The 22,415-nt window shown below is 42.6% G+C and carries 22 protein-coding genes; 6 read left to right on the plus strand and 16 right to left on the minus strand.

From position 1 onward, the window contains the following. Positions 1-26 precede the first annotated feature (26 nt). The 9 genes from Q4486_RS03240 to ccoN form a co-directional block, all read right to left on the minus strand. Positions 27-689, minus strand: a complete 663-nt coding sequence (locus Q4486_RS03240) for a sulfite exporter TauE/SafE family protein (protein ID WP_303415410.1) — start codon at positions 687-689, stop codon at positions 27-29. Further along, positions 682-882, minus strand: a complete 201-nt coding sequence (gene ccoS / locus Q4486_RS03245; RefSeq protein ID WP_067863833.1) for a cbb3-type cytochrome oxidase assembly protein CcoS — start codon at positions 880-882, stop codon at positions 682-684. Before ccoS ends, Q4486_RS03240 begins: the two co-directional genes overlap by 8 nt. A 52-nt stretch (positions 883-934) precedes the next feature. Then, positions 935-3,415: a heavy metal translocating P-type ATPase gene (locus Q4486_RS03250; RefSeq protein ID WP_303518267.1), complete on the minus strand. Its 2,481-nt coding sequence runs from the start codon at positions 3,413-3,415 to the stop codon at positions 935-937. Further along, positions 3,415-3,936 carry a FixH family protein gene (locus Q4486_RS03255; RefSeq protein ID WP_067863839.1) on the minus strand — a complete coding sequence of 174 codons (522 nt, stop codon included), beginning with the start codon at positions 3,934-3,936 and terminating at the stop codon, positions 3,415-3,417. Before Q4486_RS03255 ends, Q4486_RS03250 begins: the two co-directional genes overlap by 1 nt. A gap of 133 nt (positions 3,937-4,069) precedes the next feature. Next, positions 4,070-5,494 carry a cytochrome c oxidase accessory protein CcoG gene (gene ccoG, locus Q4486_RS03260; RefSeq protein WP_303415406.1) on the minus strand — a complete coding sequence of 475 codons (1,425 nt, stop codon included), beginning with the start codon at positions 5,492-5,494 and terminating at the stop codon, positions 4,070-4,072. A 149-nt stretch (positions 5,495-5,643) separates the two neighbouring features. Next, positions 5,644-6,537 (minus strand): cytochrome-c oxidase, cbb3-type subunit III, encoded by an 894-nt coding sequence (gene ccoP, locus Q4486_RS03265; protein WP_303415405.1) that lies wholly within the window; start codon positions 6,535-6,537, stop codon positions 5,644-5,646. Beyond that, positions 6,534-6,719, minus strand: a complete 186-nt coding sequence (locus Q4486_RS03270) for a cbb3-type cytochrome c oxidase subunit 3 (protein ID WP_067863848.1) — start codon at positions 6,717-6,719, stop codon at positions 6,534-6,536. The genes ccoP and Q4486_RS03270 overlap by 4 nt, the downstream gene beginning before the upstream one ends. A 6-nt stretch (positions 6,720-6,725) precedes the next feature. Beyond that, complete coding sequence (gene ccoO, locus Q4486_RS03275; RefSeq protein WP_303415723.1) at positions 6,726-7,343, minus strand: cytochrome-c oxidase, cbb3-type subunit II; 618 nt, start codon at positions 7,341-7,343, stop codon at positions 6,726-6,728. A 23-nt stretch (positions 7,344-7,366) separates the two neighbouring features. Continuing rightward, positions 7,367-8,797, minus strand: coding sequence for a cytochrome-c oxidase, cbb3-type subunit I (gene ccoN / locus Q4486_RS03280; protein WP_303415403.1), 1,431 nt, complete (start codon positions 8,795-8,797; stop codon positions 7,367-7,369). 371 nt (positions 8,798-9,168) lie between these two features. Here ccoN and Q4486_RS03285 point away from each other — a divergent pair, with 371 nt between their 5' ends. Both Q4486_RS03285 and rlmM read left to right on the plus strand, forming a co-directional pair. After that, positions 9,169-9,768, plus strand: coding sequence for an alpha/beta fold hydrolase (locus Q4486_RS03285; protein ID WP_368389425.1), 600 nt, complete (start codon positions 9,169-9,171; stop codon positions 9,766-9,768). Next, positions 9,765-10,832 carry a 23S rRNA (cytidine(2498)-2'-O)-methyltransferase RlmM gene (rlmM, locus tag Q4486_RS03290; RefSeq protein ID WP_303415402.1) on the plus strand — a complete coding sequence of 356 codons (1,068 nt, stop codon included), beginning with the start codon at positions 9,765-9,767 and terminating at the stop codon, positions 10,830-10,832. The genes Q4486_RS03285 and rlmM overlap by 4 nt, the downstream gene beginning before the upstream one ends. 30 nt (positions 10,833-10,862) lie before the next feature. On the opposite strand, the gene Q4486_RS03295 is transcribed toward rlmM, so the two are convergent. Then, entirely contained in the window at positions 10,863-11,144 is a 282-nt protein-coding gene (locus tag Q4486_RS03295; RefSeq protein WP_303415401.1) for an antibiotic biosynthesis monooxygenase, read from the minus strand. Between the two features lie 150 nt (positions 11,145-11,294). Between Q4486_RS03295 and tusA the strand changes: the two genes are divergently transcribed. Both tusA and Q4486_RS03305 read left to right on the plus strand, forming a co-directional pair. After that, positions 11,295-11,537, plus strand: coding sequence for a sulfurtransferase TusA (tusA, locus tag Q4486_RS03300; RefSeq protein WP_303415400.1), 243 nt, complete (start codon positions 11,295-11,297; stop codon positions 11,535-11,537). A 121-nt stretch (positions 11,538-11,658) separates the two neighbouring features. Beyond that, entirely contained in the window at positions 11,659-12,075 is a 417-nt protein-coding gene (locus Q4486_RS03305) for a ProQ/FinO family protein (RefSeq protein WP_303415398.1), read from the plus strand. Positions 12,076-12,140: 65 nt separating this feature from the next. Here the strand turns inward: Q4486_RS03305 and Q4486_RS03310 are convergent, their stop codons facing one another. The 5 genes from Q4486_RS03310 to mqo all read right to left on the minus strand — a co-directional run bounded on the left by Q4486_RS03310 (position 12,141) and on the right by mqo (position 19,217). Then, complete coding sequence (locus Q4486_RS03310; protein ID WP_303518269.1) at positions 12,141-14,087, minus strand: EAL domain-containing protein; 1,947 nt, start codon at positions 14,085-14,087, stop codon at positions 12,141-12,143. A 23-nt stretch (positions 14,088-14,110) separates the two neighbouring features. Continuing rightward, the gene (locus Q4486_RS03315; protein WP_303518272.1) at positions 14,111-14,818 is read right to left on the minus strand and encodes a transglutaminase-like cysteine peptidase; all 708 of its coding nucleotides are present in this window, start codon (positions 14,816-14,818) and stop codon (positions 14,111-14,113) included. Between the two features lie 22 nt (positions 14,819-14,840). After that, entirely contained in the window at positions 14,841-15,938 is a 1,098-nt protein-coding gene (locus Q4486_RS03320; RefSeq protein ID WP_303518275.1) for a DUF3080 family protein, read from the minus strand. Continuing rightward, positions 15,919-17,331, minus strand: a complete 1,413-nt coding sequence (locus tag Q4486_RS03325) for an MATE family efflux transporter (protein WP_368500056.1) — start codon at positions 17,329-17,331, stop codon at positions 15,919-15,921. Before Q4486_RS03325 ends, Q4486_RS03320 begins: the two co-directional genes overlap by 20 nt. A 392-nt stretch (positions 17,332-17,723) precedes the next feature. Further along, positions 17,724-19,217 (minus strand): malate dehydrogenase (quinone), encoded by a 1,494-nt coding sequence (mqo, locus tag Q4486_RS03335; RefSeq protein ID WP_303415390.1) that lies wholly within the window; start codon positions 19,215-19,217, stop codon positions 17,724-17,726. Between the two features lie 443 nt (positions 19,218-19,660). On the opposite strand from mqo, the gene Q4486_RS03340 reads away from it, so the two are divergent. Next, positions 19,661-20,062, plus strand: a complete 402-nt coding sequence (locus Q4486_RS03340) for an SMI1/KNR4 family protein (RefSeq protein WP_303415388.1) — start codon at positions 19,661-19,663, stop codon at positions 20,060-20,062. Between the two features lie 3 nt (positions 20,063-20,065). Beyond that, a complete protein-coding gene (locus Q4486_RS03345) occupies positions 20,066-20,479 on the plus strand; it encodes a tetratricopeptide repeat protein (protein WP_303518276.1) in 414 nt (137 codons plus the stop codon). Positions 20,480-20,546: 67 nt separating this feature from the next. Here Q4486_RS03345 and Q4486_RS03350 read toward each other — a convergent pair whose 3' ends face one another. Further along, on the minus strand, positions 20,547-22,304 hold the full coding sequence (locus tag Q4486_RS03350) for an alpha/beta hydrolase (protein ID WP_303415385.1): 1,758 nt from the start codon (positions 22,302-22,304) through the stop codon (positions 20,547-20,549). Between the last annotated feature and the right edge of the window lie 111 nt (positions 22,305-22,415).

Below are 22,415 nucleotides of genomic sequence, written 5' to 3' on the forward strand. Positions count from 1 at the left end.
TAACTAAGCTTGGTTTAACTCTATGGCTAATTCAGTATGCCTTGCCAAGGGATTGTGTAGAGTCCCATCAGTATAATCAGGCTACCAGAGAGGTGTTTTGTTAGTTTTCGTTGTAAAACTGTTTTTACCTGTTGTGCTAAAACGCCAGTTAAAAGCATAGTGGGCAGCGTGCCTAATCCAAAAGCGATCATTAATTGTGCGCTTAAGGTCCAGTCCGCAGCGGCGGATGCCCATATGAGTGTGCTATAAACGAGACCGCAAGGTAGCCAGCCCCAAAGTACGCCGAGCATGAGTGCTTGGCGTAATGTTTTAACCGGTAAAAAGTGGCGTGCAAAAGGGCTGATTTTTTTCCAGAGATAGGAGCCTAGATGCTCAACCTTGGTCAGACCTTGCCACCATTGTGCTATATAAAGTCCCATGCTGACTAACATTAAACCTGCAAATATTCGTAATGCGAGTTGTATGCTTGGGTTTTCAATTAACCAACTTACACTGCCGAGTAATGCCCCCGCTATAGCGTAGCTGGTAATTCGCCCGCTGTTGTAACCCAGTAATAAGCCAAAGCCTTTCATACCATTTGGGCTGCTAAGGGAAACTGTTGTCGCAATACCACCGCACATACCAAGGCAATGTGTACCGCCGAGTAAACCTAGCAAAAATGCGGTTGGTAGTGAGAGTGCTTCAGTCATCCTTATCCTTAGGAGAAGGTTTTTTTACTTTGGCGTCATCGGGAATCAGTGCTTCGTCATCGTCATATAAAATGCTATGAGCGGGGCTGTCCAAATCATCATACTGACCATTATTAACGCTCCAAAAGAAAGCCCAAACGGCACAGCTCGCTAAGATGATAGCGATTGGAATAAGGAGAAAAATAATGTCCATGGGAATCAATAACCCTTAATTTTTAAAGGAGTAATTCTACCTGATTTTGTTGTTAGGGGTTAGTCTTCAACGTTTCAGATTGATGTTTGATTGGGCCTAATTTTCTTTTCTTTAAGCGGTTCAAACGCATAGCATTACTGACAACAACAAGCGAGCTTGCAGACATTCCTAGTGCCGCCATATAAGGAGCAATAAAGCCAAAAGCTGCAAGAGGAAGCGCCATAAGGTTATAGAAAAGAGACCAAAATAAATTTTGTTTGATGATTCGCTTAGTTTTTCGAGCGAGTAAAATACCGTCCACTAAGCGTAGTAGGTCGTGACTGATTAACACTCCGTCAGCATTAGTTTTTGCTAAGTCTGTTGCGCCGCCCATAGCAATCGATGTTTGGGCGCCAGCCAGTACAGGAATGTCATTTATTCCATCGCCTACCATGACGACCTGTGCGCCATTTTCTTGAAGGTTTTTCACATGACTTAGCTTTTGCTCAGGAGAGACGCCTGATACTGTGTTATTAATACCTAAGAAAGTGGCTACTTCCTCAACCGCAGATGAATTATCGCCTGTTAGCATTTCACAGGTTAATCCCAGTTGCTGTAGATGTTTGATGGTCTGTTGGGCTTCTCTGCGAACTTGGTCGTTGAGCCTAAACCAAGCTAAAGCTGAATTTTCATTGCAAAGGAGTAGCCATTGACCACTGGTTTCTGGCAAAGGGGGTTGAGGTTGTGAACAAATCTGGGATGAAAAGTCTGGTTTTCCTATACGGTAGCGCAGATTACCTATAGACCCTTCGAGTCCTTGACCTACTTCATTATGGATATTGGAAGCGTTCAGTTCGGCTGATTTCTCATGAAACGCTTTGGCTATAGGGTGTTCACTATGTTTTTCAATCGCCGCTGCAATTTTAGTACATTCGCTTTCACTGAGATCTGTTAAGGGTACGATTTGCTGTAGGCTCAGATTGCCTTGAGTCAATGTGCCGGTTTTATCAAAAACAATATGGGTGGCAGTGGCTAGGCTTTCTAATACATGGCCGCGGGTAATCAATAACCCATTTTGTCTTAAGGTACCGGTTGCTGCAGTCAGTGCTGTCGGAGTTGCTAGAGAGAGTGCGCATGGGCAGGTGACAACGAGAACTGAGAGTGTAATCCAAAAGGCTTGAGAGGGTTCAACTAGCCACCAACTGAAGCCAACAATAATCGCTGTTAGTAGAACCGCAGTGACAAAATAACTAGCGACTTTGTCGGCGACTTTAGCTACATGAGGTTTTTCCTCTTGCGCCCGTTCGAGCAAACGAACAATGGCAGATAACTGGGTCTCGTTACCTGTTTGAATGATCTTGATGGTAATTGGGTTTTCTACGTTAATTGTGCCGCCAACAACCTTATCATCGATTTGCTTGCGTATAGGTAGGTATTCACCGGTTAATGCGGATTCATCAACTGAGCTGTTACCCGCGGTGATAATGCCGTCAGCTGGGATCGTATGGCCTGGCCGTATAATGACATAATCGCCTACCGTTAAGTCTTTGACGGGAATTAGTTGCTCATCATTGCCGACGATCTTTAATGCACTTGCAGGTAGTAAATTAAGTAAAGAGTTCCCCGCACGGCCTGTGCGGTGACGGGCTTTCATCTCAAGGAAGCGACCAATTAAAAGAAAGAAAGTAAACATGGTCACTGAATCAAAATAGACTTCGCCGCTATTTGTGATTGTTGCCCAAACGCTGGCGAGATAGGCGCCACCTATAGCTAGTGATACAGGAACATCCATAGTGAGATGTTTGGTTTTGAGGTCTCGCCAAGCCGCCAGAAAGAAGGGGCGTGCGGCATAAAAAATAACGGGGGAAGCAATAACTAGGCTTGCCCAACGCATGAATGTGACGTATCTATTTTCAATGCCCTGAATGTCACCGCCATAAAGAGCAACCGCGATCATCATTGTTTGCATCATCCCTATACCGGCAATACCTAGTCGGCGGGTTGCTCGCTTCTGTTCTTGTTCTAAAAGCTGCTCTTCTTTATCAGGGTGATAGGGGTGGGCTTGATAACCTATACGGTATATTTCAGAAAGCAGGGTGCTTAATGGGGTAACTGTTTTATCCCAAGTGATACGCGCACGGTGGTTAGTTAAGTTAACGTGTGCTTTCTCAACGCCAGGAATCCCTTGAATATGATGTTCCAAGAGCCAAACACAGGCTGCACAAGTGATGCCTTCAATAACGAGGGAGGCTTCGGATAAGTTGTCTTTAGTAATGACAAAGTCTTTCTGGATATTAGGTTCGTTATAGAGAGTTAGTTCTTGAAGAAGTTGTTCAGGTAACTCTTTGCTTCTAATTTCAGGTGAACCTGCTGATTCGGTACGATGCTTATAATAGGTATCTAGCCCACTATTAACGATGGTTTCTGCTACAGCTAAACAACCGGGACAGCACATGTCACGCGGTTCATCATTGATAATGGTTGTGAAATTGCTACCAGGTGGAATAGGGAGTCCACAGTGGTAGCAATTTTTTGATGAGTGGTTGTCCGTCATTAGTTGTGCGCTGGTTCTAACTCAATACTATTTTGATCATAAGGCGGATGGATCTCCGCACGTAAGTTCCAGCTAGCAGAATCATCTTCTAAGATAAGGTAACGTTTACCTTTAAGGGATGTTTGCAGGCTACCGGTATATGAATTGGTGCTTGGAACCTGTTTTAGCATGATGTTTTGATCGTACTGTTGATGCGTTGGATGCACGATACTTAGTGTTAAATGCTTAGGCTTTTCGGTCTGGTTTGATCTGAAATGTACCATTAGATCGCCTGTTGCATTATCAAGTTCAAGAGTGCCTGAGACGCCTAAAGCTTTAGCTGCTTCTGAATGGGATTTGTCAACAAAGTGGCCCCGTGCAACTTTGTACATATCATCTTTAACTATACCGTCGTGGGTAATGATAGATAGGTAAAGGAAAGAGGTGCCATAAATAACGACGGCAATGATTGGCGCTAAAATAAACCAGAGCCAAGGCTGTCTGTACCAAGGAGCAATCGGTGTGTTGTCTTCTGAATTCATTGTTATATACCCCAAAAAAAAGCTGCAAGTTAAATGCGTGTACGGTTACACATTTAACGGGCAGCTATTCTAACCTATTTACCAACAAGGTGGTGCATAAATGCACCACCTTATGTTGATATTCATCAGCAACTTAGCGTTTCGGCGCTGGGCCAATAAAGCGGTTTTCCTCTTTTATAGAAATTGAAGGGTTATCTAATGCTTCAACCTCAAAAAGAATATTGTTATTGGCTTTGCTTAAGTATTTAGCTGGAATAGCAATACGTATAGGCAGATCCAATAGTTCACCGGACTTAATCATTACAATCTCATCGCCCATATATTTCATGCCTTCAAGTCCTGAAACTTTAATGCTGAATTCATGATCAATCTGCTCTTTGTTTGCGAGCTTGAGAGTGTAAGTATTTTCAATCATGCCATTAGAGGTTTCAGCGAATAGCTTGCCTCGGTCACGCAAAATATCTACTTCAAGTGGGATACGGCTATATAGTGTATATCCGAATGCGATAAACATCGCGCAGAGAACTGCAAAGTAGCCTATTAAACGTGGACGTAAAATATGAGTTTTATTCCCGGCTAACTGATGTTCTGTTGTGTATTTAACGAGGCCTTTTTCATAGCCTACTCGTTCCATAATATCGTCACAAGCATCGACACATGCACCACAGGCGACACACTCATATTGAAGACCATCGCGTATATCGATTCCGACAGGGCATACGTGAACGCAGTGGTTACAATCAATACAATCACCTAAGCCTTCGGCTTTATAGTCACTCCCTTTTTTACGTTTACCTCGGCTTTCACCGCGCTCTTCATCATATGAAATGATAAGGGTGTCTTGGTCAAACATGACGGATTGGAAACGTGCATAGGGGCACATATAGATACAAACTTGCTCTCTTAGCCAGCCTGCGTTTCCATATGTGGCAACCGCGATAAAACCAATCCACCACATCTCCCAAGGGCCTAGTTGGAATGAGAGAACGCCATCGATGAGTTCTCTTATCGGGGTGAAATAGCCAACAAAGGCAATCGCTGAGGCAATAGAGAAAAGGATCCAAAGTATATGCTTAGCGCTTTTTCGCATGAGCTTTTCTGTGCTCATACCTTCGGTTTTATCCATGCGCATGCGTTTGTTACGGTCACCTTCAGTCATGCTTTCGATCCAGATATAGATCCAAGTCCACACAAATTGTGGGCAAGCATAGCCGCACCATAAACGTCCAGCGAATACAGTGAAGAAGAAGAGGGCGAAAGCAAGAATAATAAGTAACCAAGATAACAACATGAAATCTTGTGGCCAGAACGTCATGCCAAATACATGAAATTGGCGGTTGGGTAGGTCAAATAAGACAGCTTGACGGCCATCCCATGTAATCCAAGAAAAACCGAAGAACATTAGAAGCATAATGAAGCTTGATGCTTGACGGAATTTTTTGAAAATGCCTGTATAGTCTTTAACGTAAATGTGCTCACGTTTTGCGTACAGATCAAAATTCTCCTCAGAATTTTTCTTTTTCTTTGGAGTGACGTCTTGAACTGGGATCTGATTCATATCGTTGCTCACATACTCACCAGTGATAATTGAAAATCAACTTTGCTAATACCTGCTCAATGCATTAGCAAAGCTGAATATTTTAAACGATCTACAAAAAAAGGCGATATGATCCATATCATATCGCCTTTTATTTTCAATTTCTGCACTTACTTATTTGACAAGCTATATACGTAAGCGGTGATCAAATTGATTTTGTCTTCGCTTAATAGGTCTTTATGAGCAGGCATTACACCAGCACGACCGTTACGAATTGTATGAGCAATGTTCTCAAAAGAGCCGCCATATAACCATGTGTTATCAGTTAGGTTTGGTGCTCCTAAGATAGGCAGGCCTTTAGCGTCAGCGCCGTGACAAGCAGTACAAAGTGCCTGGAATTGGCCTTTGCCGCGTTCAGCTGCTTCACTATCAGACTCTGCTCCGCTTAGTGATAGAACGTAGTGCGCAACATCACGTACACCTTCTTCACCAAGAACTGCGCCCCAAGGTGGCATACCACCTACGCGACCATTAGTGATGGTGGTTTTGATCGTTTTTGGATCGCCGCCGTATAACCAATCATTATCAGTCAGGTTAGGGAAGCCGTGTGCGCCTGTCGCTGCTGAACCGTGACACAGTGAGCAGTTGTTAGCGAACATGCGTTGACCCATTTTAAGGCCACCTGCATTTTCAGGCTTTAGAAGTTCTTCAGTAGGCAGAGAAGCGTATTTTGCAAATACAGGCTTATATACTTCTTCTGCATGTTGAATTTCTTCTTCCCATTGGTTGTGAGATGTCCATCCAAGCAAGCCTTGGTAATTACCTAGACCTGGGTATAGAACAAGATAACACAGACCAAAAACGACAGTTCCAATAAACATCTGGAACCACCATTTAGGGAGTGGATTATCATACTCAGCTATGCCATCAAATTCGTGGCCTAGCGTTTCTTCAGTAGTCTCTTGGTGCGGTTGGCTCTTGCGAGTAGCAAGAAGCAGCCAAGTACAGCCAAGAATTACTGCTAGGGTAATTACCGTTACCCACGCGCTCCAGAAAGCACTCATTTTTGATCTCCCCCGTTATTGGACTCATCACCCAGTATTGGCTCGTCAGGTTCCTGAAGAGGCATATTCGCTGCATCGTCATATTTTTCTTTGTTTTTAGGGTTAAGTACCCAAGCAAACAACGCTAAGAATGTGATTAGCATGACAACCGGAATGTATGGACCATAAACTTCGTAATTCACGCGTTATTACCGCTTGTTGTTGTATTCAGAATGCAATTTGCCCAAGGACTGCAAGTAGGCAACAAGAGCATCAATCTCATGTTTGCCTTGCACTGCATCCTGCGCACCAGCGATCTGTTCATCAGTGAATGGAACGCCAACACTGCGCTGTGCTTCAAGCTTCTTGGCTGTATCTTTGCCAGTTAGCTTGTTTTCAAACAACCAAGGGTATGCCGGCATTTTAGATTCAGGAACAACGTCACGAGGGTTATACAAGTGAGCGCGATGCCAATCATCAGAGTAACGGCCGCCTACGCGAGCTAAATCAGGACCAGTACGCTTAGAACCCCATAAGAATGGATGTTCCCATACTTGCTCATTAGCGGTTGAGAAGTGACCGTAACGTTCCGTTTCTGCACGGAAAGGACGAATCATTTGGCTGTGACAAACATTACAACCCTCACGGATGTAGATGTCACGGCCTTCAAACTCAAGTGCTGAGTATGTACGTAGACCTTCGATAGGTTTAGTCGTAGAAGACTGGAAGAACAGAGGTACGATCTCAGCCAAACCACCGCCACTGATGACGATGATAATCAGCAGGATCATGATACCGATGTTCTTTTCAATCGTTTCGTGTTTGATCATTTCTATATGCTCCCTTGACCTTAAGCTGCTTGTGCAGAAGCATTAGCTTCTGGTGCAGTGCTGTTTTTACGAACAGTCTGCCAAGTGTTGAAAGCCATCAGAACCATACCCGTTAGGAAGAACATGCCGCCCAACCAACGAACGAAGTAACCAGGATGAGACGCTTCAAGTGCTTCAACGAAGCTGTATGTCAACGTACCGTCTTCATTCACTGCACGCCACATTAGGCCCTGAAGGATACCGTTAACCCACATTGCGCAGATGTATAGCACTGTACCAACGGTAGCAAGCCAGAAATGCGTGTTAATAAGGCTAACACTGTACATCTGAGCTTTGCCGAATAGGCGAGGGAGCATATGGTATACAGCACCGATAGAGATCATTGCTACCCAGCCAAGTGCACCTGCGTGTACATGGCCAATAGTCCAGTCAGTGTAGTGAGACAGTGCGTTTACTGTCTTGATGGACATCATTGGGCCTTCGAACGTAGACATACCGTAGAAGGATAGGGATACAACAAGGAAGCGAAGAACAGGGTCTGTGCGAAGCTTATGCCAAGCGCCAGACAAGGTCATCATACCGTTGATCATACCACCCCATGATGGAGCAAGTAGAATCAAAGACATAACCATTGCTACAGACTGAGTCCAGTCAGGAAGCGCTGTGTAGTGAAGGTGATGACCACCTGCCCACATGTATGTCGCAATTAACGCCCAGAAGTGAACGATAGATAGGCGGTAAGAGTAAATTGGACGTTCAGCTTGTTTTGGTACGAAGTAGTACATCATACCTAGGAAGCCAGCTGTCAAAAAGAAGCCTACAGCATTGTGGCCGTACCACCACTGAACCATCGCATCTACAGTACCAGGGTAAATAGAGTATGACTTCCACATTGTTACGGGAATCGCCATGCTATTTACAATATGCAGTACTGCAACTGTAATGATAAAGGCCATGTAGAACCAGTTGCCTACATAGATGTGAGATGTTTTACGCATCTTCACAGTGCCAAGGAAAACTACCGCATAAGCAACCCAAACTACTGTAATCAGTAGATCGATTGGCCATTCTAGTTCGGCATACTCTTTAGAAGAGGTCAAACCTAGTGGCAATGTGATAGCAGCTGCAAGAATTACAACCTGCCAGCCCCAGAAGGTAAACGCTGCAAGACCATCAGAGATCAGGCGACGCTGGCTGGTACGCTGTACAACGTAGTAAGAAGTTGCAAACAGGGCGCAGCCGCCGAATGCAAAAATAACTGCGTTAGTATGCAGTGGACGCAGACGACCATAGGTCAACCATGCGGTATCAAAGTTTAGTGCAGGCCAAACCAATTGTGCAGCGATTAGGACACCGACGGTCATACCGACGATACCCCAGATTACTGTCATTATGGCGAACTGGCGCACCACTTTATAATTGTAGGTGGGGTGTTCAGTTGCTGTGCTCATGTCAGACTCTCATCAACAAGCTAGATTATGGAAATTTGAGTTTCGCTGCCAATTATCTGGGAATAAGCCCGTATTATCAATGTATTTAGGAGATTAACTGGGGCATATTGTCGCAGGAGTTGAATGTCGACCTAGGTATAGTATCTTTACTTCTTACGTCTTGGTTTTGCTTTTAAATTGTTGAATTTAAAGGGTTATATTCTTTTCTGTATCTGCTGTTTTTTCGAAGTTAAGATCTATTTAGTGGCTTTTTTTGACCTATATCTATGTTTTTTGAAAAAGAACGGGGTTCTTTTCAGGGCTTTGTTTGACATAAATCAATTTCGATTTGTGCAATAATCAGTTGCTTTTATGTGGATAGGGCGCGGTTAGTGTTAATAAATGGAAAGCCTGTGAATGGGCGGATTATTCTTGCGCATGGCGCGGGAGCCGGTATGAATAGTGAGTTTATGCAAACAATAGCTGAGAAATTAGCTAGGCAAGACTTCGAAGTAATCCGTTTTGAATTTCCTTATATGCAGCTTATATCTGAAACAGGCAAACGCCGTCCTCCTGATCGAATGCCTAAACTTCTCGCTGCTTTTGACGAGGTGATAGCTCAATTTGATGATGGTGTGCCGTTATATTTGGCAGGGAAGTCGATGGGGGGACGTGTGGCTTCGATGTTGTTTGAGCGCTCTCCGGCGATTGGGTGTTTTGTTTTTGGTTATCCGTTCCACCCAGCAGCTAAACCTGACAGGCTTCGTATTGAACATTTGTTAGAGATTGAGAAGCCTATGCATATATTTCAAGGCACAAGAGATCGAATGGGTTCACTTTCTGATGTAACGCAGTACAATCTGCCACAATCGGTGTCATTGCATTGGTTAAACGATGGTGATCATGATCTAAAGCCTAGAAAAGTATCAGGTTTTTCGCGTGAGGATCATTTAAATCATATTGTTAGTTTTATTAAGGATTGGGTGCGTTGAACCTTATTAATCGTTTGCTTTTACAGTGTCGTTCCGGTTTTGAGAAAGAGGCTGCGGCGGAAATTACTGATCGGTGTGGGTCTGTAGGTATATATGGTTACTGCACGCTTAATGAGAACGACGGCTATCTCTTTTTTCATATTCAGCAAGAAGGGCATGCAGAAAAAGCGATACGAGAGCTCGGTTTCCACGAATTTATCTTTATTCGTCAATGGATGGCCTGTGGTGACTGTCAAAGTTTAGAGCGAGAGGATCGTGTTACTCAAATTGAAACCTTAATTGAAGGTTTTCCCTCCTGTTCTGATCTTTGGGTTGAATATCCAGATACGACCGATGGGCGGGAGTTGGCGACATTTTCGCGTAAATTCGGCTCAGCATTGGCACAAAAGTTACGTAAATCTACTTTTTTGAAAAAGGAGAAACCTAATAAAGCTCTCCGTTTGATGCTGTTTGTGTTGACGGGCAGTGATATTTATATAGGTTATTCTGCTGTGGCTAATTCTGCGCCTTGGCCGTTAGGGATTCCTCGGTTGAAGTTCCCTAAAAATGCACCTAGTCGTTCAACGTTAAAATTAGAAGAGGCATGGCATTGGTTTATCCCTAAAAATGAGTGGGATGAACGATTAGCACATGGTTCTCGTGCGGTTGATCTTGGCGCTGCGCCGGGTGGTTGGACTTGGCAGCTTGTGCAGCGGAGTATGTTTGTGGCCGCTGTTGATAATGGGCCTATGCAGCCTGATTTAATGGAGACTGGGCAGGTTAACCATGTCCAAGAAGACGCATATAAATTTATTCCAGATCAACCTGTTAATTTAATGGTTTGTGATGTGGTTGATAAACCGATTAAGACAGCGGATATGGCTGCTGATTGGGTGATCAATGGATGGTGTTCTGAAGCTATATTTAATCTTAAGTTGCCAATGAAACAGCGTTACCAAGAGGTTACTGCATGTTTTAATTTGATCGCCGAGCGGTTTATGAATGCAGGGCTTGGTTATGAATTGAGCGCTAAGCACCTTTATCATGATAGGGAGGAGATTACTTGCCTCTTGCGTATTCGTTAAATCGAACACGCAAGGACAAGTCTGTTTATATTAATGTTCATATACGGTGATTTTTTCTTCGCTTTCTAGCATTGGGTTAATCATTGCCATCATTTCTAAACGCTCTTCTGAACTCGCCCAGCGTTGCCAGTCTTGCAGTGTTCTATAGGTTGCAATAACGAGCCGATGCTTATGATTGGTAACATTTTGTAATGCTTCTCCAGAGATAAAGCCGTGTGCTTGCATGGCTCGTTGTAAGGTTTCCCGTGCAGCTTTGTCATAATGTATGACTAATTCATCTGCTATGTGACGTTCGATCATAACTCTGATCATAGCGCTCTCCCCATCTGAAATAACATATCTGTCTTATAGAATGGTTTATTTATGGCTTAAAAGCGATTTTAGTTAAGTAATTCGAGTTAAATTGCTTTTTCTGTCATAGGTAATTTGAGACAATATACGACTTTGTGCAAGAGACAAAAGATGACTGATATCAAAGCAGATCATATTCTAGACGCACAGGGTTTATATTGTCCTGAGCCGGTTATGATGTTACATAACCATGTCAGGGATATGGGAGTAGGGGAGATACTGCATATTATTGCAACGGATCCTTCTACTCAGCGCGATATCCCCAAATTTTGTAATTTTTTGGGTCATGAGTTGGTGGGAGAGTATGTAGAGCAGGAACTTTTTGGGTATTATATCCGTAAAGGTGAACGCTGATATCCATCAGATTTTTTTGAAACCAAGCAATTAATTTATCAACTGGAACAATTGCTTGAATCTGCTGAAAAGCAGCAGAACAACCATATAAAGTAATATGTTCCAGTCCGAGGCTTACAAGGTGAATGACGTAGTAAACAAAGCGCCAAAGGCGAAATCCAAAAACCGTGCTGCTAATATGGCTGCCCTGCAGCAGTTGATGGAAGCGTATCCTAAAACCTTTGATCGTAAGAATGTCAGACCTCTTAAAATCGGTATTCAGGAAGATTTGGTTGCTGATGAGAAGGTTGCAAAAAACAAGATTAAAAGAGCTTTAGCGAGCTATGTTCGTGCCCTAAATTATTATCGTTCTTTGCGTGAAGGCGCTGAACGTATTGATATTAATGGTGAAGCGGCGGGTGTTGTTACTAAAGAAGAGTCTGAACACGCTAAACAGAAGTTGAAAGAGATTAATAAAGCCCGTCAAGAAAAGCGTCAGGAACAAGAGCGGGAAGAGCGTTTGAGTATGAAATTAGAGATGTTAGTTAATCGTAGCTAAATCTCTTTCAGACATAAAAAAACGACGGCATGCCGTCGTTTTTTTATGTCTGAACCTAACTGAATCTAGCTTAGTTCTTTCGGTGAACCATGTAGATAGCCTTGGCTACCATCAATCTCAAGCTGAGTTAATAACTGTAGCTGGCTTTCGCGTTCTACATGCTCAGCGTAGGCTTGAATATCTAAACTATGGGCCACGCTGATTAAACTGCTAACAAAAAAGCGATCTTCTGCATTTTGGTCTATTTCCCTAATGAGGGAACCGTCAATTTTCACGTAATCTGGTTGTACAGAGTACAAATAGGAGAAACCATTGGGGTGAACACCAAAATGATCAACACCGAAGCCAATATCAAGCTCTTTTAATGCTTTTCTAAAGGCTGTTATCGCATCGGTATTATTTAAAACAGCAGTTTCATCTACTTCAAATAGCAGTTTGCCTGCAAGGGATTTTCCCTTTAGCTGTTTGGATAGCCAATCAATCAATGAATCACTTTGTATAGCTTCATGGCTTAAGTTTATGGTTAACGGGCAAGCTGCGCTCTCAATTTTTTGTAAGGCTAGCTCGATAACTGCACGATCCATTTCAGTCATAAGGCCAAGCTCTTTTACCAAGTTGATAAACTCGCCTGCCGATGTGGCTTTGTTATCGCGGTCTAAAATACGAGTGAAAATTTCATCTTGGATCGGCATTGAGTTGGGACTTTTGCTATAGACGCTTTGTGCTTGTAAAAATATTTTACGCTGATTGATAGCATTAGCGACATGCTGTTTCCAATCAGAAGGTTGGGTGTTGGTTGCGTTCGCTTCGCTATTATATTGCTTCCACAATACACTTTCTTTGGTCGCTTCCTCGCTGGCGATTTTAGCATCGGATAGGAGTTGGCTACTATGACTTATATCGCTGCATTCACAGCTACCCACACTAATAATAGGGTGGGAGATCTCTGTATTCATAAGCTGGCTTAATAGCTTACGGCTTTCTAAGTCCACTTTGTCTAATTTAAGTTTTAATTGATCAAAGTTTGTATGGCTGGTTAATAAAACGAAGTCAGCACCGGTAATCCTTCCGAGGATAGACTGGTCTGCCTGTCGAGATACCTCTTCCAGCAGTGTGGCTAAGTGCTTGAGAAGGTTGTTGGTTTTGTCCATGCCTATCTGTTGGTTGATCTTTTGTAGGTTGATCAAGTGGATATTAAACAGGGTGCCTTTACCAAAATCTTTACGGTAATCAATTCGTTCTGCTAGTTGAGTAATTGTTGCCCTTTGGTTAGATAGGCCCGTTAGGTTATCTTGATAAGCGTTACGGCGAAGCTCTTCAATATTTCGAGCTTGCTCTTCAAACATACTTTTTACGCGTCTAATCATGCGATTCATCGCTTCGACAACTTGGCGCAATTCTCGAGTGCTTGGTAGTTTTTCTTGTTCTATGTAGCGTTTTTCTGAAAGCGCTATAGCTTGCTGTTCGACACTGTTTAGTGGTCTTAATAAATATCGAATTAGGCTGCTAATAGCTAATAGGCAGATGATGGAAAGAGATACAAACAAAATTATACTATCTTGAGCTCCCTTCCATAACTTATCGTAAGCATAGTCTGCACTACTTCGTACATAAATTTTACCCACCTGTTGCCATTGATAAGTGACTTCTCGATACATAGAGGGGGGAGTAATAACGACTAAATTCTGGAACCACTGGGGAATATCATCGCTAATCGTTGATGGCACACTTTTCTCAAATAAGATGCCTTGTTCAGCATTAGTTACAATGATTTGTTGGTAGAAACCGCTGTCAAAAATAGCGTTAACTGCGGTTTCCACAGTTGCGCTATCGTTCTCTGCCATATAAGGACCGAGGTAGAGGCCTAAGTGTGTTGCGGAGTCCTGCGCGTGAGATTCCAATTGGTCTTGTAGTATTGACCGCGAACTTTCTGACATAATATACAAAGTGCCAGAAACCAAGCCGATAAGAATGGCAAATATCGCAGCTATCAGTTGGTTTACTAGTGACATAGTATTGCTCCTCGTCATTAAACCTAGCGCAGGTTAATGTCTTTGTTTTCAATTCTTGATTGCAACTTAACCCAGGGTTTTAAACGATCAGATGTGCCGACTAATGTCGTTCTACGGCCCATTTTAGATATCCAAAGTTTATCACCATTGAAGCTGTATACGTGCAGCAAATCAGGGCGTTTTGACGCGGGTAAGATTGTGCCATTGATATTGTCGAGTATTAATGGGATAGCGCTCTGATTGGGGTAATAGGTTAAGACCATATGTGCTTGGTTGTACTCTAATGCTTTTACATAGGCTAAATTCATTTTTTCTACAGGTACACCCAGTTCTTTTAGGGTGTAATATTTAGCAATACTGAAATCTTCGCAATCACCGCCATTTGTTATGAGAAACTCGACGGGGGTTGCCCAGTAATCTTTTTTCTTCCAGTGTTTTATATCATCCAGAAAGCGCACTTGGTTAAAAAAATCGTTTACCTGTTCTAGCTTATCCTGCTCGCTTTCATTGGCCAGTGTCGTAAGCATCTCCTGCCAAATTTCTAATCGACGCTGTGCTTTTGCACCGTACTGCTTACCTAGCTTTTCTATATCTGCTTGGCTAAGGCGAATGCTTTCATCTGCACCCACTTGAATGAAAATCAGGCAAGAGAGTGCGAGCATAAATGCCAGTAGAGATAGATGGCATCGGCTGCTAAAACTGCGCTTGTCTATAGAGCGAACTGAATTCAATGTTGAGTCCATAACCTAATGGTCAATCACTATGTGTAGGCATCATGCCACATTGTTTGAGCAGTTTCTGCCAGCTCTGCGTATGTTTATCTCGTGCAAAAATATATTGTGCCCATAAACTATCCGGTTGCGAGTTAGATAGTATTAAACGTCGATAAATTTCTAGTTGCTTAGAGGGTTTCAAATTGTAGCTATTAAAGGAATCAATTAATTGATTGTTGGCTGATCTCCATTCTATCGCATATTTGTGAACCATAGCTAAATAGGGCTGAACCTCACCAATATAATATTTATAAAAAACGTTTTGTATGATTTTAGCTCTTGTGGAGGGAGTATTGTTAAAACACAGCTGTTTTTTTTGTAATCCATGCTCAATCGTTTGCGATGCATTCATTAAATGGGCAGTCAGCAATTGAAGTGAACTTAGAATTTTAGGGCCTGAGCGGTTGTTATATAAAATTTTATAATTAGATTCTAAGTTATTGAGTGCTTGAGGGATTTCCCATTGGGCACCTAGGCGCGGGGATTTAATAATATCGGTTAAGGTTTTAATCGCATTGATGCTGTTCTGCGTACTACCATCATCCAGTAAAGGTAATAGGTTTTTAGCACGTGAGAAGTTTAGCTCTATCTCTTTTGCGGTGAATATACCGTTCCATAGTTCTGAAGGTAGGTTTTCCTTTTTTATCTGATAAATAGTATCAACTTGGGCCAACAGTTTTGGGTCCACTTGAGAATCAGTGCTTAATTTTTTCTTACACTTCTCTAATGCATGAAAAAATATTAACTCATAATGCATTTTTTGTGAGGGTGCATAAACCTTACCTAAGGAGCTATTTCGTTCTGCAATTAAAGGTAATAACTTACATTCTTTTAAGTTCATAACGTCGAGTAGGCCCTCTCTGATCTCTGTAGTGGGGCGGATCAGGTGGCGACGAAGGGGGAACTGGTGACGAGAGGGGATATCTCCTACATGTAGTTGATCAACCTTGAGTACATTGCTGATTCTGTATTGGTAGTTATTCAGCATCTCTTCAGGTGTATCTCGCTCACAGCCTGTAAGGATTAGGGCTAGTAAGGTTCCCCACAAAAGATGATAACTATATTGAAAGAGATGCATGTAAGGTCTGTTTGCTTTTCCATTTTAAACGAGAGAGTAACAGTATAGCGCTAATTGTTAGGCCGATTAAAAGACCAATCCAAAAACCACTAGGGCCCATCTGCGTAACAACAAGATCTGTTTTGCCTAAAACATAGCCTGTTGGTAAGCCTACAAGCCAGCATGAAATAAAGACAAGCATAAGAGGGAATTGTGTATCTTTGTAGCCCCTTAAAGCGCCAGAACAGGTGATTTGTACAGCATCTGATAGTTGGAATACTGCAGCTATTGTTAATAGGGTGGTCGCAATCTTAATGATTTCTACATCTGTGGTGTATAAGGTGGCTATTTGTTGGGCAAAAAAAGCGATAAGCCCAGAGCTGATTAAAGCAATAGATAAGGTGATGATTAAACCTGCTTTTGCACTATGAATCGCCCCAGCTGCATTTTTTGCTCCCAATTGATGACCAACTCGAATGGTCAGCGCAAAAGAGATGCTCAGTGGAATCATAAAGACGAGTCCCGTGAAGGTTATAGTGATTTGGTGAGAGGCAATAATTATTTCACCAAGATCAGCTATTAAGAGGGCGATAACCGAAAACATACTAACTTCGATTAATAAGGCAAACCCTATAGGTAAGCCTAAGGCTACATAGCGTTTAAAAGCATCGATTTCGGGGAGCTTCCAGCCATTTAGTGGAGATAGCTTTTTAAATGTACTGGCATTGGTCAGGTAGATAATGGAGACAATTAACATTAGCCACATCACGATTGCGCTAGCCCAGCCGCAACCAACTCCGCCTAGTTGAGGGAAGCCTAATTTTCCATAAATTAGCAGGTAATTAAGGGGGATATTACACAGAAGACCAAAGACCGCAATTTTCATAGCAGGTTGGGTTTTGCCAAAGCCTTCGATATAGCTGCGGATCAGTTGGTATAGGAGTAAAGCGGGTATGCCCCATGAGATTGCAGCAAGATACTCCATGGTTAATGCTGCTAAATGGGGTTCTACATCCATAAAAGCTAAAATAGGAGCGCAGTTATGTAGAAAAAACATAGCGCAAAGGCTTAGTAGAATCACAATAAGTGATCCTTGGTGAAGGGTTTCATTTGCTTGGTGAGGTTTCTCTTCACCAACAAAGTGGGCAACCATAGGCGTAGTTGCCATTAAGATCCCTTGGCAAGCAATAAATATAGGTAGCCAGATACTCGACCCTAAAGATACAGCGGCAAGGTCGGTGGAACTGAAACGACCGGCCATAAGGGTATCAACAAACCCCATTGAGGTTTGCGCTATTTGTGCGATTGCAATGGGGAAACCGAGATTAAGTAATAACTTGATTTCAGAAAGGTATTTCAGCGCTCTGCTCCAGTAAAATAAGGGGCTAGTTTTATATAGTAAAGAAGCTATCAGTTTACCTTAGCGGGTATTTTCTTCTAAAAGTTCGAGTATTTGTAACGCTTCAGTTGCTGATTGGCCACAAAAATCTTGTTCAGCTTTAAAGTCTGCGCATGCTTTCGGCCGATCGGGATGATGGAAGATAGCACAGCGTAAAGTTTCTGTAAGATGCTGGCATCTGACACCGGCAGGTTTTTGGAGACTGCTGATACTTGGAGCTATACAGCATGCTCCGCATTTTTCTCTGCACTGCATAGTGTAATGTGCTTCATATAAAGTAAGAGGTGGGTATTGTACGTTGGCAACCAGTAAAGAAAAAGGCCGATATACTTATCGGCCTTTTTAAAGTTTGAGCTAGCTTTTAGTTTCAGTCGCGAGCGGGTTGATGAACTGATATCACCTATGGGCTAGCCTTTTTCAGGGTCTAGTTTTAGGGTGGATAGTGTATATTCGCGGATTGATTTTAGGCGTTCAGGGTCTTGAGTAAGGTCATGGCCATAGGAGGGAATCATCTCCTTAATTTTTGCCTGCCACTCAGGTGACGCCAGTTGATCTTTAAAGCAGATTTCTACAATACTAAGCATCGCACTAACGGATGTTGATGCTCCAGGTGACGCGCCAAGTAAAGCAGCTAAAGTACCATCAGCAGCGGTAATAACTTCAGTTCCGAATTCTAATTTCCCTTTACCGTTCTCATCTTTTTTGATGATCTGTACACGTTGGCCGGCGTGAGAGATCTCCCAATCGTTTTCTTTAGCTTCAGGGATAAAGTTGCTCAATGACATAACACGTGAACCATGTGTCTGCATCACTTCACTAATTAGGTATCGTGTTAGATCCATATTAGTAGCACCAACATAGAGCATTGGTTTGAGGTTATTGAGCTTCATGCTGCCAATTAAATCGAAAATAGACCCATTTTTAAGGAACTTAGTTGTGAACCCCGCAAAAGGCCCAAACAGCAGTGATTTCTTGCCATCAATTATTCGAGTATCAAGGTGAGGAACAGACATAGGTGGAGCGCCAATAGGGGCTGCTCCATATACTTTAGCGGCGTGCTGTTCGATGATCTCTTCATTTTTACAGACGAGCCATTGGCCACTTACAGGGAAACCACCATACCCATCAGCTTCAGGAATCGCTGTTTTCTGTAATAGGGGGAGTGCTCCACCGCCCGCGCCTAAAAATACAAAGCGGCTATCAATAACATCAAACTCGTTAGTTGCGTTATTTTTGATAGTGACAGACCAGCTAGTATCTTTATTTTGATAGAAATCTTTAACATCATGGTTAAGAAGAAGCTCAAAATCACTTTGATCTTGAAGGTTTTTAACCATGTGACGGGCCAGTGCGCCAAAGTTTACATCAGAGCCATAACGTACCCGAGTCGCCGCTATTTTTTCGTTGCTCTTTCTGCCTTCCATGACCAGTGGCATCCATTCTTTCAGAACTTCAGGATCTTCACTGTACTCCATTACGTTAAATTGATGATGTGAGCTTAGGGCTTCGTAGCGCTTACGTAAAAACTCTACGTTTTTATCGCCCCAGACGAAACTTTGATGGGGGACTGGATTAATAAACTGTGAAGGCTCGGGTAGTGCATTTTGCTGGACTAGATAGGACCAGAACTGCAAACTCACTTCAAACGAGGCATTAATAGCAAAGGCTTTGTCACAATTAATGCTGCCATCATCCATTTCCGGCGTATAGTTCAATTCACAATAAGCGGCATGTCCTGTTCCCGCGTTATTCATGCAATCTGTGCTTTCGACAGCAATTTGATCGAGTCGTTCGATCATGGCTATTTTTAGGGATGGGTCCAGCTGCTTGAGCATAACACCAAGTGCCGTACTCATCGCTCCCGCGCCGACTAGCAATACGTCTACTGATTTTGTGGTCATAGGAACTTCGCCATTTTAATAATAATAATGGTTTGTGAAGTGACACAGGTAAGGAGGCTTGTGGCCGCAACGTAATTATTAATTATGCTGAAATAGCTTATTACGTGATTACCTGAGACTTCAGAGCCCGCAAACAATGGGATGATTATATTACAAATTATATTGTTGCAGTGCAGTTGGCGCGAATTATACGGGTTTTGTTCTGAATGTCTTGGTTTGAAAGTCTAAAGACGTTAGCCATTTGGATAATAATAGTCCTAAAGTATTATGTTTTTAGGGGGAGTTGAGTTGTTTTTTTAATATTGCTGACTTACATCAATACTTACTATTCTGTTTAGTTATAAGCGCGGGTTTTTTTGATATTAGTTTTTAGATATTTACATAGTGGATAGTCTGGACTAGGCTGCAAGCCTTATACAACATACATCTGCTTGGAGTTGTTAGTGGAAGATATTCTTGAGTTGTTACAGGAACGTAACCAAAAAGTTCCGGTGCCATTAGATCTACCGGATTATGATGATCTGGTTGAGATAGAAGAAGCGATTCTGATCTCTTTACCAGATGAGTATAAACAGTTCATGCTTGAGGCAAGTAATATTGTCTGTGGCTCTATTGAGCCAGCGACATGTGCAGATCCTCAATCTCATACCTTTCTTCCTGATATGGCAGCAAGAGCCTGGGATCTAGGCATGCCACGTGAATATATCCCTATTTGTGAACATGAAAATGGATTTTATTGTATCGCTGATACTGGACAGATCTTTCTATGGTTGTATGACGAGGGTATCGAGGATGAGTGGGGATCAATATGGGATTGGGCTAAAGATGTTTGGTTGGAGAGTTAACCTATGAATGCTCAATTATTTAAACAGGTAGAGCAGCTGGCTGAAGCGTTAATGTCCGCAGCAGATCGAGATGATGAAGCTGTCTTTTATCAACTTTATGATCAGTTGAAGTCGTTATGTAAGCAGCACGTTGGTAAGAAAAGCGATCATCCGCTTTTCTTCGAGACCTTGGCTGATTTTACTGACGATAGTGTGACCGCTGTGGATTATTATCAGCGCGCATTTTTAATTGCTGATTCGCTTAAGGAAAATGAGTATAAGGCTTCCATACAGTTCTCTCTTGCCCAGCGATTGATTGAATTAGATCAAATAGGTGAGGCTAAAGGGGCATTGGTTAAAGCGGAGAAGTTTGCCAGCTTTACTGAAGATGATGTGTTAAAAAAAGAAATTGCTGAATTGCATCAAACCGTGATTTAACGGCTAAAATTTTAGCCTAAATAAAAAAGGAGCCAATAGGCTCCTTTTTTATGGTTTAGCACTAATGCTAATCGATACGAACTGTTACGTAACGACCAGGTGCCGCTTCAATACCTTTATAAGTATCGTTGCCTTCAGTTTCTGGTGCGGCTACTTTTTTGCCTGCACGGCGTTTTAGCCATTCAGACCAGTGTGGCCACCATGAGCCTTCTTGGCGTTCTGCTGATTCTAACCAATGGTCTGGACCTTGGCCTAGCTCACCGTTAATCCAGTAGTTACGACGGTTTTTAGAAGCAGGGTTGATAACACCTGCAACATGGCCGCTTGCGCCTAGTACAAATTCATTTTTGCCTTTAAGGAGTTCGGTACCAGGAAAGGTGCCTTTCCAAGGGGCTATATGGTCTTCAATGGTGGATAGGAAGTAGCAAGGGATCTTGATTTTTCCTAAGTCGATCTTTTCACCACAGAGTGTCAATGCGTCTTTCTTAACCAATGCGTTTTCAAGGTACATATTGTTGATGTAGAAGGTGTACATCTTCGCAGGTAGGTTAGTCGAGTCACTGTTCCAGTAGAGAATATCGAAAGGAGGAGGTGTCTGACCTTTTAGGTAGTTATTAACAACGTATGACCAGATTAAATCATTAGAACGGAGCATGTTGAACGAGGTTGCGAGCTCACGGCCACTCAGGTACCCCTGATTAGTAACTTTGTCTTCTAATTTTTTAACTTGCTGTTCATCAATAAACACACATAGATCACCCGGATCAGAGAAGTCTAATAGTGTTGTAAAGAATGTGGCGGATGCAATTGTTGTATCTTTACGTGCAGCCATAACCGCTAATGCAGAGGCTAAGAAGGTACCCCCTACACACCATGCTACGGCATTAACCTTATCAGCCTCAGTAATCTCTTTCACTACATGGCTTGCTTTTATGATGCCGTCGTCTACGTAGTCGTCCCAGCTAATTTGCCCCTGTTCAATGGTCGGGTTAAGCCAAGAGATTAGGAAGGTTGTCTGGCCTTGATCGACACAGTACTTCACATAAGAGTTACTTTCTTGTAGATCAAGAATATAAAATTTATTAATGCACGGAGGGACAATTAATGTAGGGCGAGTGAATGTTTCTTCAGTCGTTGGCTTATATTGAATAAGCTGAAACATTTCATTCTCGAAAACAACCGTACCAGGTGTCGTTGCAATATTTTCGCCTAGAACGAAAGCAGACTCATCCGTCATAGAGATGCGGCCTTTATCTACATCACCGAGTAGGTTTTTAAGGCCATCAACTAAACTTTGTCCATTGGTTTCCAGTGCTTGCTGTAACACTTCTGGATTTGTCATGGCAAAGTTTGTTGGCGAAAGCGCATCAATATATTGCTGAGTATAGAACTCTAGCTTCTTCTGCTCGTTATCGGACAAGTTTGCGTTTGCTGCCATCTCTTGCATCAGCTTAGAGCTTAGAAGGTAGGACTGTTTGATGTAGTCAAAAACAGGATTTTGAGACCACTCTTCAGCTTGGAAGCGACGATCGCCACGGGCTGGTTCGGCAACAGCGTTGGACGCTTTACCCGTTAAGAGATTTGTCCATAAATTCATCTGACTTTGTTGATAATCGCTAATAGCACGAATCCAAACCGTTGGGTCTTCCCACGAGCGGTTTGCAAGTTCAGTCCAAGATTGTGCAAATTGAGTAAAAACATCATCGCCACCAGAAGTGGAAAACATATCAAACACTTTTTGGGTCTCAGTGTTTAGATAGTCAATAAATTCCTGAGGGTTTGAGAGTAGGTTGTTGTTATCCATTGGTTCGCCTTTCTTTGTCATATCCGTTTTCCATCTAGCCTAGCTTCACATAGTCTTTATGAGTAGGAGGCGGGATTAAGGGCAATAATTACCAGTTTTCAGCATATTCGCACAGATTTTTCTTTGCAAGAA

Origin of the sequence: Neptuniibacter sp. 2_MG-2023, assembly GCF_030547495.1 — a bacterium.
Taxonomy (GTDB): Bacteria; Pseudomonadota; Gammaproteobacteria; order Pseudomonadales; family Balneatricaceae; genus Neptuniibacter.

Excerpts from the sequence above, each read along its gene's own strand:
- ccoN (WP_303415403.1), bottom strand. The coding sequence starts at position 8,797 with ATGAGCACAGCAACTGAACACCCCACCTACAATTATAAAGTGGTGCGC.
- ccoG (WP_303415406.1), bottom strand. The coding sequence starts at position 5,494 with ATGAATCAGATCCCAGTTCAAGACGTCACTCCAAAGAAAAAGAAAAAT.
- Q4486_RS03350 (WP_303415385.1), bottom strand. The coding sequence starts at position 22,304 with ATGACAAAGAAAGGCGAACCAATGGATAACAACAACCTACTCTCAAAC.
- Q4486_RS03310 (WP_303518269.1), bottom strand. The coding sequence starts at position 14,087 with ATGTCACTAGTAAACCAACTGATAGCTGCGATATTTGCCATTCTTATC.
- mqo (WP_303415390.1), bottom strand. The coding sequence starts at position 19,217 with ATGACCACAAAATCAGTAGACGTATTGCTAGTCGGCGCGGGAGCGATG.
- Q4486_RS03255 (WP_067863839.1), bottom strand. The coding sequence starts at position 3,936 with ATGAATTCAGAAGACAACACACCGATTGCTCCTTGGTACAGACAGCCT.
- Q4486_RS03320 (WP_303518275.1), bottom strand. The coding sequence starts at position 15,938 with ATGCATCTCTTTCAATATAGTTATCATCTTTTGTGGGGAACCTTACTA.
- ccoP (WP_303415405.1), bottom strand. The coding sequence starts at position 6,537 with ATGAGTGCTTTCTGGAGCGCGTGGGTAACGGTAATTACCCTAGCAGTA.
- tusA (WP_303415400.1), top strand. The coding sequence starts at position 11,295 with ATGACTGATATCAAAGCAGATCATATTCTAGACGCACAGGGTTTATAT.
- Q4486_RS03345 (WP_303518276.1), top strand. The coding sequence starts at position 20,066 with ATGAATGCTCAATTATTTAAACAGGTAGAGCAGCTGGCTGAAGCGTTA.
- Q4486_RS03240 (WP_303415410.1), bottom strand. The coding sequence starts at position 689 with ATGACTGAAGCACTCTCACTACCAACCGCATTTTTGCTAGGTTTACTC.
- Q4486_RS03250 (WP_303518267.1), bottom strand. The coding sequence starts at position 3,415 with ATGACGGACAACCACTCATCAAAAAATTGCTACCACTGTGGACTCCCT.
- Q4486_RS03295 (WP_303415401.1), bottom strand. The coding sequence starts at position 11,144 with ATGATCAGAGTTATGATCGAACGTCACATAGCAGATGAATTAGTCATA.
- ccoS (WP_067863833.1), bottom strand. The coding sequence starts at position 882 with ATGGACATTATTTTTCTCCTTATTCCAATCGCTATCATCTTAGCGAGC.